Origin of the sequence: Pseudoalteromonas sp. FUC4 (assembly GCF_008370255.1) — a bacterium.
In the GTDB taxonomy this organism is placed as follows: domain Bacteria; phylum Pseudomonadota; class Gammaproteobacteria; order Enterobacterales; family Alteromonadaceae; genus Pseudoalteromonas.
The window spans coordinates 662,970-675,919 of record NZ_SEUI01000002.1 but is presented as its reverse complement, the minus strand read 5'-3'; the positions used below and the strand labels follow the sequence as shown (position 1 = coordinate 675,919).

General features: G+C 40.4%; 11 protein-coding genes. 6 read left to right on the top strand and 5 right to left on the bottom strand.

The features are described 5' to 3' along the window. Window positions 1-188: 188 nt before the first annotated feature. The 4 genes from EU510_RS09000 to EU510_RS08985 all read left to right on the top strand — a co-directional run bounded on the left by EU510_RS09000 (window position 189) and on the right by EU510_RS08985 (window position 2,639). Window positions 189-809: a glutathione S-transferase family protein gene (locus tag EU510_RS09000; RefSeq protein ID WP_149593201.1), complete on the top strand. Its 621-nt coding sequence runs from the start codon at window positions 189-191 to the stop codon at window positions 807-809. Window positions 810-858: 49 nt separating this feature from the next. After that, on the top strand, window positions 859-1,551 hold the full coding sequence (locus EU510_RS08995) for a cupin domain-containing protein (RefSeq protein WP_149593200.1): 693 nt from the start codon (window positions 859-861) through the stop codon (window positions 1,549-1,551). A gap of 98 nt (window positions 1,552-1,649) precedes the next feature. Next, window positions 1,650-2,030, top strand: a complete 381-nt coding sequence (locus EU510_RS08990) for an STAS/SEC14 domain-containing protein (RefSeq protein WP_002960091.1) — start codon at window positions 1,650-1,652, stop codon at window positions 2,028-2,030. A 156-nt stretch (window positions 2,031-2,186) separates the two neighbouring features. Further along, the gene (locus EU510_RS08985; RefSeq protein ID WP_149593199.1) at window positions 2,187-2,639 is read left to right on the top strand and encodes a nuclear transport factor 2 family protein; all 453 of its coding nucleotides are present in this window, start codon (window positions 2,187-2,189) and stop codon (window positions 2,637-2,639) included. Between the two features lie 44 nt (window positions 2,640-2,683). Here the strand turns inward: EU510_RS08985 and EU510_RS08980 are convergent, their stop codons facing one another. The 3 genes from EU510_RS08980 to EU510_RS08970 form a co-directional block, all read right to left on the bottom strand. Next, complete coding sequence (locus tag EU510_RS08980; RefSeq protein ID WP_149593198.1) at window positions 2,684-3,631, bottom strand: carbohydrate kinase family protein; 948 nt, start codon at window positions 3,629-3,631, stop codon at window positions 2,684-2,686. Window positions 3,632-3,744: 113 nt separating this feature from the next. After that, a complete protein-coding gene (locus EU510_RS08975) occupies window positions 3,745-6,135 on the bottom strand; it encodes a TonB-dependent receptor (protein ID WP_149593197.1) in 2,391 nt (796 codons plus the stop codon). A gap of 172 nt (window positions 6,136-6,307) precedes the next feature. Continuing rightward, entirely contained in the window at window positions 6,308-7,534 is a 1,227-nt protein-coding gene (locus tag EU510_RS08970; RefSeq protein ID WP_010553613.1) for an MFS transporter, read from the bottom strand. Window positions 7,535-7,710: 176 nt separating this feature from the next. Here EU510_RS08970 and gtfA point away from each other — a divergent pair, with 176 nt between their 5' ends. Next, window positions 7,711-9,183, top strand: coding sequence for a sucrose phosphorylase (gtfA, locus tag EU510_RS08965; protein WP_149593196.1), 1,473 nt, complete (start codon window positions 7,711-7,713; stop codon window positions 9,181-9,183). A 70-nt stretch (window positions 9,184-9,253) separates the two neighbouring features. Here the strand turns inward: gtfA and EU510_RS08960 are convergent, their stop codons facing one another. Together EU510_RS08960 and EU510_RS08955 are read right to left on the bottom strand one after the other, a co-directional pair. Beyond that, window positions 9,254-10,285 (bottom strand): LacI family DNA-binding transcriptional regulator, encoded by a 1,032-nt coding sequence (locus EU510_RS08960; RefSeq protein ID WP_149593195.1) that lies wholly within the window; start codon window positions 10,283-10,285, stop codon window positions 9,254-9,256. Between the two features lie 80 nt (window positions 10,286-10,365). Beyond that, window positions 10,366-11,262 carry an AraC family transcriptional regulator gene (locus EU510_RS08955; protein ID WP_149593194.1) on the bottom strand — a complete coding sequence of 299 codons (897 nt, stop codon included), beginning with the start codon at window positions 11,260-11,262 and terminating at the stop codon, window positions 10,366-10,368. A 162-nt stretch (window positions 11,263-11,424) separates the two neighbouring features. Here EU510_RS08955 and EU510_RS08950 point away from each other — a divergent pair, with 162 nt between their 5' ends. Continuing rightward, complete coding sequence (locus EU510_RS08950) at window positions 11,425-12,945, top strand: aldehyde dehydrogenase family protein (protein ID WP_149593193.1); 1,521 nt, start codon at window positions 11,425-11,427, stop codon at window positions 12,943-12,945. Window positions 12,946-12,950 lie beyond the last annotated feature (5 nt).

The window sequence follows — 12,950 nt, the reverse complement described above, 5'->3', positions numbered from 1 at the left end:
CCAGTAGATAGTTATTTACAAGCGTTTTTACTTTTAAGCAACCCCCTAATTTTATTACGAATTAAGTTAAATCCTATAAATTAGAATAATTTAAACGTTGACTTAAATTTGGTTTAACATTATAAGTTACCTATCGGTAGGTAGGTTTGCCGTTAATTCACTTCTAAACAATAAAGGTAGAGATTGCTATGAAAATTTATGATGTAGAAAACTTTCCAAATCCACTTCGTGTTCGTATCGCTTTAGCTGAAAAAAATGCCACTGCGAATGTTGAGTTTGTACCTGTTGACTTATTAAATGGTGAACACAGAACAAAAGCCTTTTTAGCTAAAAATCCATTAGCAGGTGTGCCAGTATTAGAGCTAGATGACGGCACGTTTATATCAGAAAGTACCGCTATTACTGAGTATATTGATACCACATTTGAAGGCCCATCTTTAATGGGTGAAACCGCAAAAGAGCGTGCAGTAATTAACATGATGCAAAAGCGCGCAGAATCTATGGTGCTTGACGCTGTGGCAGCTTACTTTCATCATGCAACTGATGGCTTAGGTCCAGAGCTTGAAACGTATCAAAATGTGGCTTGGGGTGAAAAACAAGGCGAAAAAGCACGCCAAGGGTTTAGCTATTTTAATGATGTATTGGCGCAATCGGCGTTTGTTGGCGGTGAGCAGTTTAGTATTGCTGATATTACATTGTATGCTGGGCTGGTATTTGCTGGATTTGCCCAAATAGTAATCCCGAATGAGCTTACCCATTTAGTTGCATGGCAAGAAAAAGTGGCAAAACGCCCAAGTGTTGCTGGTTAATTAGGTTGTTAGTTTAAAATTTAAGTGGAGTTACGGTTAGGAGCCAAATATGAAAATTGCTGCCGATTTTAGTCAACGAGTTGTGGTACATAGCGAAACGCTCCCGTGGGTTGCATCGCCAATGGCGGGGGTTGATAGGCGAGCGCTCGATAGAGTGGGCGACGAAGTTGCTCGCGCAACGACCATTGTTCGTTATGCACCTGGCAGTGAATTTTCGCCGCATGTACATACAGGCGGTGAAGAGTTTGTTGTGCTTGAAGGGGTATTTCAAGATGAACATGGTGACTTTGCGGCAGGTTCTTATATTCGTAATCCACCGCAATCAAAGCACAAACCGGGGTCTGAAAATGGCTGCGTTATATTTGTAAAGTTATGGCAGTTTCAGCCAGGGGATCGAACGCACGTGCGTTTGCAAACAGACTTGATGCAAAGCACGGCGCATCCTAGTTTTAACAATGTAGCCGTAACCCCTTTATACAAAGATGACTTTGAAGAGGTAAGCTTGTTGCACTTTGAGCCCAATGCCTGCATGGTTATAAGCGCAAAAGGTGGAGCAGAGCTGCTAGTACTTGAAGGCTCATTGGAAGAGCAAGCCGATACTCTTGTAAAAAACAGTTGGTTAAGAGTGCCTATTAATAGCTCCGTTAACGTTAAAGCGGGAATTAATGGTGCAAAAGTATGGCTTAAAACGGGCCATTTAACTGATGTAGAAAACCAGATATCTCGCGTACAAAATGCGTAACTGAGTCGTTTATTTGAGATTATTTATTGATTTAGTTCAGGACTAATTAATTTTAGAAGGTGTACTTTTACCGCTCAGCCTATTTAAGGAGAGCAGTAATGGTACACACAACACATGGTTTATCGATTGGTCTTGAACGTGCAGGAAGAGAGTTTTTTTTAAAACTTAAAGCCGTTGGTACGCTTACTCACGACGACTACAAAATAATTACCCCAATGATAAATTCAGCTCTTGGCGAAGTGAAGCACCCAGTTGTAAACGCCTTAATAGATGGTAGCGAACTTGAAGGTTGGGAATTACGCGCAGCGTGGGACGACCTCAAGTTAGGTGTTAAGCACTCTAAAGAATTTAAAAAAGTAGCTATTTACGGTAATAAAGAGTGGCAAGCTCGAATGGCTAAAATAGGTAACTGGTTCATATCGGGTGAGGTTCAATACTTTGAAAATGCTACCGCAGCCATAGATTGGCTAGATGAATAGCTTTATTGAAAACTTAAATTAAAGCACTCTTATAGAGTGCTTTTTTGCTCTATGGGTAGCATTGTTAGGTAGTTACATTCGGTTTATTTCAATTGTTAACACTGCTGTATTAAAATACACTAATTATTATTGAGCAAACTACACATTATAAAAACAATGAAACAAGTACTTACCTTTATTACATTCCTGATATTTTCTACATCGATACATGCAAAAGACAGCACCATATTTACGCCCGTAAGCGATTTATTTTTAGCTGTATCTAACTTTGATCACGCAAAAATGCGCGCGGCTGTTGATGATTCATTCCTGCTTTTAGAGCACGGAGAAGTGTGGACTATTGATGACTTTGTAAATGTTGTTAAGCCCGCTGATTACATACGAACAAATCATTTTAGTGTTATAAATTCGCGTGTAGAAGGAGATGTTGCTTTTATTAATTACTGGAATAAAGCCAATATTAAAAACACCGAAAGAAGTATTGATATTTATTGGTTAGAAAGTGTTGTTGTATCAAAAGTGGGCGATAAATGGTTGTTATCGCAAATGCACTCTACTCGGTTACCTCAAGATGAAATACCTAAAGGTGTCACCTTTATAAAGCAATAGATATAACTCTGATTTAAAGCCCCGTAATATGGGGCTTTAATCATTTAAATTACATCAGCCAGTACAGGTAATGCCGGAAATGCCCCTTTAGCTAAACACGCTTTAGAGCCACATTTAAGAGCAAAGTGCAGGGCGTCTTTTACGCTCGCTTTATCATTTAGTTTATCTGTTAGTGGTAAATCACTTCCCAAGTTATTTAAGTAGTATAAAACCCCCGCTATAAATGCATCCCCTGCGCTTGTTGTATCTACGGCGTTTATTTTTGGTGCCGATTCGTTAAGTGTAAATGCGCTGTGGTAAACCTTGGCAGGCTCTGGCCCATCGGTTAAAAACACCAGTTTTACTCCGGTATTTAATAGCGTTTGAATGTAATCATCGCTCGTTGTATCACTATGCTGAGCTAAAAAATTAAGCTCATCACGCGAGAGTTTTACTATGTCACAATAGGTGTAACAAGCTTTTACATTGCTTGCTATATCGCTTGTGTTTTCCCACAAGCTGTAGCGTAAATTTACATCAAAACTGACGAGCTTATTATTCGCTTTTGCAAGTTCTAGCGCTTTAACTGTTGTGTTGGCAATTGCTGATTCGGTCAATGTGTTTGAACAAAAGTGTAGTGTGCTTATTTCTTGCCAATTTATATGCGTTAAATGCGCCGGGGTTAATAGTACATCGGCTGTGTTATGGCGATAAAAGCCAAAACTACGCTCGCCGGTTTCATCAAGGCTTACTATAACCATAGCGGTTTGTGAGCCTGCAATGGTAAATAAATAGTCTGTATTTACATTGTATTGCGCTAATGCATTACTTAATTGATTGGCAAAATGATCGTCCCCTCTACCACCACAAAATGAAGCTTCACCTCCGAGTTTTGCATAGCCAACAGCTACATTGGCTGGTGCGCCACCTGATATAGGTAAATAGGCAGAGTTATTAGCATCTTGTGGCAGCATATCAATTAATAGCTCGCCTAAGCACAGAAGTTTGGTCATTTGGTATATCCTAAAAAGCCTAGCAAGGCTAGGCTAAAAAACGTGAAGGGTGTTAATTATTCATTCTTTAAAAGGCGCTACAGTGATTACTCACCGCAGCGCAATACACACATTTAGTTAAAAGCGTATTTTAAAGTTACCGACGTTGTGCGGCCGTTAATAGCACGGGCACGAATAATGTTGTTTTCAGGTACTGAGCCTTCTTCGGCTTCTGTAATACCTACTGTGTCAAATAGGTTGTTCACATTAAGCGCAATATTTAGGTTTTCAGATAAATCATAACTTACAAAGCCATTTACCTGTGTGTAGCCGTCAAATTGCAAGTCGTTATTATCTTGAGCGTACGCATCGGTAGTACCAATGAAACTTACCCCTGCAGCGCCTTTTTCATAGTTGTAACGTGCCATTAATGAGTAAATTAAATCGGCTTGACGACGTGGCGTATTACCTACAACATCTGGGTTAAGCGCATCTTTTGCTATTTCTGCATCGGTCCAGGTTAAATTACCACGAAAATCCCATGCATCAATAAAGTAAGTAGATTCTATCTCAATCCCTTTTGCTTCGTATTCACGGTCAAAAAATGTTTGTGATGTTGCTTCAAAGTTTTGCTCTTCAGTTTCGGCAAAAAACGCAGTAGCAAATACTGATAACGAATCAAAGCGCTTTTTAACACCAAACTCAAACTGGTTTACTTCATCAACAGCGTCTTCTTTTGCAACAGAGCCGTCGGCGCGTACTTTACCAAATAAAAGACGGTCGGCGTTTGCTCGCCCGCCCTTACTTATACGTGCAAACGTGGCAAGGCTTGGGTCAATTTGGTAATTAGCACCAATTGAATAAGAAGAATAGTTCCAGTCGTAATTTACTGGACTTGCGTTTGCAGTATCAATACCTGCAACGTTTTGCTCAGGGATTGATATTTCACCGTCGCGGTTCATATCTACTGTTGAAGTCACTGCACCTGCGTATGTTCCGCGAGCTTCACCACTGTCGTAGCGAGCACTTGCATCAATGCTTACGTCGCCTAATTTAGTAGAAAATGCAACGTATGGTGCACGAGTATCGTACTCTGTATCGTAATCACGTTGGCAACAGTTACCAAATGCACTGTAAGCGTATAAACCGTTTTCAGATAACTCAGTGCCATCGGCACCTGTTACATTTAATAATGCAGCATTGTCACCCTTGAGCTCCATTACGTAAGAGTTCCATAACCACGACATCGCAATATTTTGCGTAGATGCATAGTAACCAAATGTAAGGCTGGTATCATCATCGAACGATTTAGTTAATTTAAAGTCATTAACTATAGAGCCAAAGTCATTCATTGTGACATCAAATGTCACCATCTTCATTGCTAAACCATCGTTAAACGCTTCACCGGTGTTCGCGTTGCTCAAGGTTGCACCCACGCCACCAATGCTTTCTGCAATTGATGTTGCACTACCTACTTGTTCTGTGAAAGGTGAATTAAAGTTGCCGCTTATTGATGATTTACGAAAACGGTTTTCGATACGCCAATCGTTATCTAAATCAAATACAGCTTCAAAACCAACAGAATCAACCTTTGGATTCATACCATCGCGGATATCGCCGCTACTGATTTGGTTTTCACCATTTAAGCGTGCTGTTTTAGTAAATAACGCTGAGTGAGGTGTGTCTGATTGCGCATCAAAGCCAGCAATAGAGTCACCATTTGAGTACATTGGCATAGGAAGGTAGCCAACACTCTTATCATCTAAGTGTTTGTAATAAAGGCGAACGTAACCGTTGTCGAAATCTTTTGTAAGGTTAGCTTTTATTTGACCACCTTTATTAGACGTGTAACCTGTTTCGCGCGGGCCTTCGCCTTGTCGAACAAAGCCACCAACATGAAAACGCACGCTATCGGTTAAGTAAGTGCCGTATTCAAAGTCTGTACGAACGTTGTCGTAATCTAAGCCAAGTGTTGTAGATACACTGCCAGATTCGTTTTCGCCATTTTTAGAGATAAAGTTAATAATGCCACCAGGTGCATTACTTGCTGCAGTAGATGCTGAGCCACCACGAATCGATTCGATAGTTTGCACAGTGTTATCTAATCGCATAAAAATATCTGAATTACCAAAAGCGATGTCACCGTATTGCATTACAGGTAACCCATCTTCTTGTAATTGTAAAAATTTTGCACCGCCTGAAGCAACAGGCAGGCCACGTACAGCAATATTTGCATTGCCTTCGCCACCTGTCGATTCTGCACGAATACCAGGGATGATTCTAAAAGCCTCGGCTGTTGAGCGAGGAGTAGACACTTGAACTTGTTCAAGTGACACGCTACTAACTGATACGCTTGAAGCCATGATTGTTGTTCGACGTGGTACGCCGGTTACAACAATTGTTTCAAGACCTTTGTTTTGAGATGCTTCAGGTTTTGCTTGATCTGTTTCTTGTGCGTTAACGCCTTGACTTACGGCAAGTGCTAAAGCGCTGATTAAATATAAAGGTGTATTGTGTGTTGTCATGTGAACGCCTCGTTGTGTTGATCCCAGTAGGGTTTGTTATTTTTACTTAATCGATTAAGTAAAAATAACAAATATTTTACAATAAGCAAATCATTTTGTGTTTAATTTGCTCTTTTATTATTCATATATTGATTTTAAAAGTGTTTTTTTATTGTATTGAGATACAAGTTTATTAAGCTGTTGGGTTATTTTCTTGTAAAGCACTCATTGATGGGTCGCGTAAATAATTGAACAACATAGCTACAAATAAAATCACGGCAAACCCTGTTGCTAAGTAAAAGCCATAGCGCACATGGCCAAAGTAATCGCTGATCATACCCATAAATAAAGGAGCTAAAGCAGCTGATAATGCGGTGAAAAATAATATAACGCCGGCTACGGCTCCATGGCGCTCAGCAGGAAAGCACGATATACCTTTAGAGTTTAAAGTTGGATAAACCATAGACATAAATAAACCTGAAAGAGGTAATAACCCTACAGCCCAATCAACACCACCAATAAGTGTACCCACATAACAAAGCGCAATACCTAAGCTTAAATAAGCCATAACACCTTGCCAGCTATAACGGTTTAGTAACCATACGGCAATAAAACGACCTGCAGCACGTAGTATAAAAAATATAGTAAGTGCATAAGTGGCAAGGAGCGGCCAAGAGCCTGTGTAGTCCTTTAATAGCGTCGGCATCCATACATAAATAGCCACTTCAGTCGCTACATAAAGTGCAATGGCCAAAGAAAAGCCAAGTGCATAAGGGTTTTTTACCATTTTTAGGGTGGTGGCCAAAGAGGCTGGCTTTTCAGTTGTTTTAACTACGTCAGGGTAGTCTGCGCGCCATGCTAATAAAGCAAGAACTAAACACATTACGCCCGCAGTAATATACAGGTATGTCCAACTTACGTTTTGCACTAATAAAACACCAACTAGGGCAGGGCCTACAATAGCGCCAATGCCAAAAAAGCCCTCAACCTTGTTCATGGTTTTAGTATGGTCATCGTTACTATGTGAAATATCGCCAAGCAATGCCAGTGCGCCGGTTTTAAATAAACCAATGGCCAAGCCTATGCAGCAAAGCAATACTAAAAAGAAAGTAAAACTGGTGCTAAATGCAAATAAAAAACAACTCGCAGAAAATATTAATAGACCTAGCATAATGGTTTTTTTACGGCCAAGGCTGTCAGCTAAAAAGCCTAAAAATAATCCACTAAAGGCTATTAATGCCATGGGAGCGTAATGAAATGCACTAGCTTGAGTCATGCTCAAACCGAAATCTTTTATAAGTTCGGGGATTATCATGCCGACTGCGTCAGAGGTCATGGCAAACATAAAAAACATCATGTATGTAAGCCAGCGTATTTGTTGCAGTGGGTCGCTGCTTACGTGTGTGTGTGATTTTGTCATGTGTTTATTCCTCGTTAAATTCTCTATTAACACTTCGTAAGTCAGTCAGTTGCTTACTGTAGTATTACGTGAGCCACGAAATTTGTATGTAAAATTATTAAAAATTACTTGTAAATTCTTACTCGCTAGTTAAAGATATATCTTAATCGATTAAGTTTCAACATGGTAATCACACAATGATGAAGAATAAAGTTCAATTGATCACATATGCTGATCGAATCACTGGCCAAAATATAGGCGCGCTAACCACACTTTTAAACGGCCCTTTAAAAGGCGTATTTGGTGGTGTGCACTTATTGCCATTTTACAATCCTATTGATGGCAGCGATGCTGGCTTTGACCCTATTGATCATAGTGAAGTTGATTCTAGAATAGGCACTTGGGAAGACATACAGGTATTAGGTAAAGATCTCGACTTAATGGCAGACCTGATTGTTAACCATGTATCGGCGCAGTCTTTTCAATTTCAAGATGTATTAGCTAAAGGTAAGCAATCAGAATTTTGGGATTTGTTTTTAACCAAAGAAGATGTATTTCCAAATGGTATGAGCGAAGCTGAGCAAAAAGCAATTTACCGCCCACGCCCAGGTAGCTGTTTTACGCCAATGCAGTGTGGCGACGGGCAAACGTATGACTTTTGGACCACTTTTACCGACAATCAAATCGATATAAACGTAAAAGTAGAAGCCGGTGTTGCGTATTTAAATAACGTACTAACTAAATTTTCGGCTAACAATGTAAATATTATTCGTTTAGATGCGGCGGGTTACGCCATTAAGCAAGCGGGCACTAACTGCTTTATGCTTGATGAAACGTTTGGCTACCTAGATAACTTATCTAAGCAGGCAAACGATTTAGGCATGGAAACCATTGCAGAAATACATAGCCATTATCAAACTCAGGTAGAAGTGGCAAAACGTGTAAATATGGTTTACGACTTTGCGTTACCACCACTTATTTTACACAGCTTATTTAATAACGATGTAGATGCACTGCTCAAATGGTTACAAATTTCGCCACGCAATTGCTTAACTGTACTTGATACACACGACGGTATTGGCATTATTGACGCAGGTCCAATGGGCGACAAACCAGGGCTATTAAATGCACAGCAGATTGATAACCTAGTCGAAACAATGCATGCCAACAGTAACAACCAAAGCCGCCAAGCTACGGGCGCTGCGGCGAGTAATGTCGACTTATATCAAGTTAACTGTACGTACTACAACGCATTAGGCGCTAAAGACTTTGATTACTTACTGTCGCGTGCAATTCAATTTTTTGCACCAGGTGTACCACAAGTTTATTACGGCGGCTTATTTGCCTGTGAAAATGATATGGAGCTACTTGCGCGAACCAATGTGGGTCGCGATATTAACCGCCCGTATCTAAATAATGAAAAAATTGAATATGCGCTAGATAAACCTGTAGTAAAAGGTTTAATAGAGCTCATTAAGCTACGCAATGAACATCCTGCTTTTGCAGGCGAGTTTAGCGCTCATGGTGCAGAGGGAGAGTGTTGTTTAACATGGCAACTAGAAGATAAGTCTATTGCATTAAGTGTTAACTTTAAAACACGTGATGCGTTGATTACTCAAGTTAATGGCGATGATGAAACAACGATAAGCTTAAATGCATTGTTGGCTTAATTTAATGTTAAGACAAAAAGCCAAGTATATAGCTTGGCTTTTTTGTTCTAAATGCTTTTTAACATAATGGCTAACCGCTGGCACCTACATCTAGCTCGTAACTTACATCACATATTCTTTCTTCTTTTGATATAAATAGCTCGGCGGCCATTACGCCTTTTTCTTGGCTGTTTTGATGAATGGTGGTGAGGCGAGGTACAAACCGGGCTGCTTCATCAATACCATCAAAGCCTACAATACGCAGTTCTTCACCTACTTTTATGTCTTGTTTTATTGCTTCTCGCATTGTGGCAAGGGCAATTAAATCACTCATACAAATAATAACGTTAGGACGCGGTGATGCACTAAGTACTTCTTTTGCAGCAATATTGGCAAAACGTTCGCTACTTTCAGGAATGTTCCAAATACGATCGTCAGCTACCGTAATATTTGCCTCGCTTAAAGCACGTTGATAACCACGTAAACGTTGATGCGAAATAGATTGTCCGGTTTCAAATTCGTGATGCTCATACACCCGGCATAATACGTTTTCATCAAGTAATCTAAGCCCTAATATAGCCACTTTATCGTTTTGATTATGCAGTACGTGTTTAGCTATTTCGTAACTTGCTTGCTCGTTATTAATATTTACAGAGGCATTGCGAGCAATATCAAAATCAATTGTCACTACATGTTTAGACACTGTTTTTAACTGCTCAACTAACGCGTTATTACGAGGGCGGCCATAACAAATAAAGCCATCTACAAAGTCGACCACGTTGTTAAGGTTATCGCTATTACCTGAAAACAATAAAACATTAATGCCATTTTTTTCAAGCACTGAGGTAACACCGCGCATAAAGCTACTAGCAACGGGGTCAGACACCATATACTCCACACTATCGGGCAGCACTAAAGCAACAATATTAAATGTGCCATTACGCAATGATTGCGCGGCCTTATTAGGCCCGTAATAGCCCAAAGTTTTACACGCTGCGAGAATATCGTCTCGGCGTTTAGCCGATAGCTGATCAGGGCGATTAAACGCATTAGATACTGTCGCGTTAGAGACACCTAGCTCTTTAGCAATACTTTTAAGGGTCCAGCGGGTTTGCTTACTCATACCAATTCTTTACTCAATACTCATGTTAATAAACTAACATATTCAGGGCGTTAGCAAAGTAAAAAAATAAGATTTTAGGACTAATGTCGGCACTCTTTAGGCGCAATGCCAAAGGTTTGTTTAAATAGGCGACTAAAGTGGCTTGCGCTATTAAATCCAACATCAAAGCAAACTTTACTAATTGCATGGCCTTGTAGTAATTGGGTACGCGCTTTTTTTAGTCTTAGCTGTTGCTGCCAAAGGGCTGGGCTAGTGCCAAATGTAAGTTTAAATTGCTGATAAAACTTACTGCGGCTCATACATGCTATTTTGCATAAGGTATTTATGTCGAGCGTTTCATTTAAATGTTCTTCAATATAAAGCAGGGCATCGCTGACTTTTGTTTTAAGGCGTGGCTTATCGCAGCTAGCCAGCAATAGCTCGCGGCTTTGTTGTTGTAATAAACGGGTGATCAATTCGTTTAACGACAAATCAATTAAGTAATGTCGCTGTGCCCCTTGCTCACTAAATAAATGCACCATGCGCTCTAATAATTGCTGTGTTTGGCTATTATGTTGGCTGTGCACCAACTGCGGAACATATTCGAATAAGCCGTCATCGTGTGCAAAGCTTTGCTGCATGTTAAGTGCATTTACCACAGCGTTTATTTTATCTTTGCTTATTTCAATTGCTAAGCACGTAGTTGGTGCGTGCATTGAGGCTTGTGGAAAGTCAATTAATACACCTTGCTCTGGCGCTAATACAAACGACTCGTGGGGTAAAAAGGCTTTATGGTATTGGCTGCTTTCTACGTGCATTACTTTTTTACCGCTGAGCATTGCACAAAACAGTAATTCGTTTGAATGCAGTGCCACCTTTTGTGCGCTTTGGTACGTGTCGTAAATACTCAACTCACTGCTATCTGCGGCAAACGAGACTTTGTTTTCAATTAAAACATCAAGTTGTTGGCGTTTTTTGTTTAACTGAGATGTGTGCATATCAATCCTTTAGGTTTTTATTAGTTTGGACTCACAGACAACTTTTGTGGACAGCTAATCAAGTTTTTAGGCGCTTGTTAGTTTAATGTCGATTAAATATAAAGCATTTTGTTTTATATAAATGTTCGACTTTTAGCTAACAACAATAAAGAGATCACACACATGATATATGCAAATCCAGGTAGCGACGGCGCACTCGTAAACTTTAAACAACAATACGGAAACTATATTGGCGGAGAGTGGGTAAAGCCTGTAAATGGCCAATATTTTGATAATATAAGCCCAGTAAACGGTAAGGTATTTTGCCAAATACCGCGTTCAGACAAAGACGACATAGAGCTGGCTCTCGACAAAGCGCATGCAGTGCGAGAGCAGTGGGGCACAACATCGGTGACCGACCGAAGTAACATACTGCTAAAAATAGCCGACCGAATTGAGCAAAACCTAGAGTTACTAGCTGTTGCCGAAACATGGGATAACGGTAAAGCAATTCGTGAAACACTCGCTGCAGATATTCCGCTAGCGGCAGATCACTTTCGCTACTTTGCAGGATGCCTACGATCGCAAGACGGCACTATAGGTGAAATAGACGCAACCACCGTTGCGTATCATTTTCACGAACCACTAGGTGTTGTTGGGCAAATTATTCCGTGGAACTTCCCTATTTTAATGGCTGCCTGGAAGCTCGCACCAGCACTTGCTGCAGGTAACTGCGTAATTTTAAAACCGGCTGAGCAAACACCTGCTTCTATTTTAGTTTTAATGGAGATAATTGGCGATTTACTCCCTGCAGGCGTATTAAATATAGTAAACGGCTTCGGTAAAGAAGCGGGTGAAGCACTGGCAACAAGCAAGCGTATCGCTAAAATTGCATTTACGGGTTCAACGCCTGTGGGCTCACATATTTTGAAATGCGCTGCTGAAAATATTATTCCTTCAACGGTCGAGCTCGGTGGTAAATCACCTAATATATTTTTTAATGATGTAATGGAAAAAGACGACGCGTTTTTATCCAAAGCAATAGAGGGCGCCGTACTTGCTTACTTTAACCAAGGCGAGGTGTGTACGTGCCCATCAAGGCTGTTTATTCAAGAAGATATTTACGAGCAGTTTATTGAGCGAATACTCGAGCGCACTCAAAAAATTAAGCGCGGTAACCCGCTCGACAGTGAAACAATGGTGGGCGCACAAGCTTCAAAAGCACAATTTGATAAAATACTGAGCTACATTGAAATAGGCAAAAAAGAAGGTGCAGAGGTACTTACAGGTGGCAATGTAGAGCAGCTAAGTGACGATTTAAATGGTGGTTATTACATACAGCCTACGTTATTAAAGGGCACAAACGATATGCGTGTGTTCCAAGAAGAGATTTTTGGCCCTGTTATTTCAATGTCGACCTTTAAAGATGAAGCCGAAGCACTCGAACTTGCCAACAGCTCTGAGTTTGGTTTAGGTGCAGGGGTGTGGAGTAGAAACATGAATCGTGCTTATACCATGGGACGTAAAATTGAAGCTGGTCGAGTGTGGACAAACTGTTACCACATGTACCCAGCACATGCTGCATTTGGTGGTTATAAAAAATCAGGAATAGGGCGTGAAACACACAAACTAGCACTCGATCACTACCAACAAACTAAAAACCTATTAGTGAGCTACAGCGAAGATCCGCTCGGCTTTTTTTAATAAAA

Excerpts from the sequence above, each read along its gene's own strand:
- EU510_RS08980 (WP_149593198.1), bottom strand. The coding sequence starts at position 3,631 with ATGACCAAACTTCTGTGCTTAGGCGAGCTATTAATTGATATGCTGCCA.
- EU510_RS08975 (WP_149593197.1), bottom strand. The coding sequence starts at position 6,135 with ATGACAACACACAATACACCTTTATATTTAATCAGCGCTTTAGCACTT.
- EU510_RS09000 (WP_149593201.1), top strand. The coding sequence starts at position 189 with ATGAAAATTTATGATGTAGAAAACTTTCCAAATCCACTTCGTGTTCGT.
- EU510_RS08995 (WP_149593200.1), top strand. The coding sequence starts at position 859 with ATGAAAATTGCTGCCGATTTTAGTCAACGAGTTGTGGTACATAGCGAA.
- EU510_RS08955 (WP_149593194.1), bottom strand. The coding sequence starts at position 11,262 with ATGCACACATCTCAGTTAAACAAAAAACGCCAACAACTTGATGTTTTA.
- EU510_RS08985 (WP_149593199.1), top strand. The coding sequence starts at position 2,187 with ATGAAACAAGTACTTACCTTTATTACATTCCTGATATTTTCTACATCG.
- EU510_RS08970 (WP_010553613.1), bottom strand. The coding sequence starts at position 7,534 with ATGACAAAATCACACACACACGTAAGCAGCGACCCACTGCAACAAATA.
- gtfA (WP_149593196.1), top strand. The coding sequence starts at position 7,711 with ATGATGAAGAATAAAGTTCAATTGATCACATATGCTGATCGAATCACT.
- EU510_RS08960 (WP_149593195.1), bottom strand. The coding sequence starts at position 10,285 with ATGAGTAAGCAAACCCGCTGGACCCTTAAAAGTATTGCTAAAGAGCTA.
- EU510_RS08950 (WP_149593193.1), top strand. The coding sequence starts at position 11,425 with ATGATATATGCAAATCCAGGTAGCGACGGCGCACTCGTAAACTTTAAA.
- EU510_RS08990 (WP_002960091.1), top strand. The coding sequence starts at position 1,650 with ATGGTACACACAACACATGGTTTATCGATTGGTCTTGAACGTGCAGGA.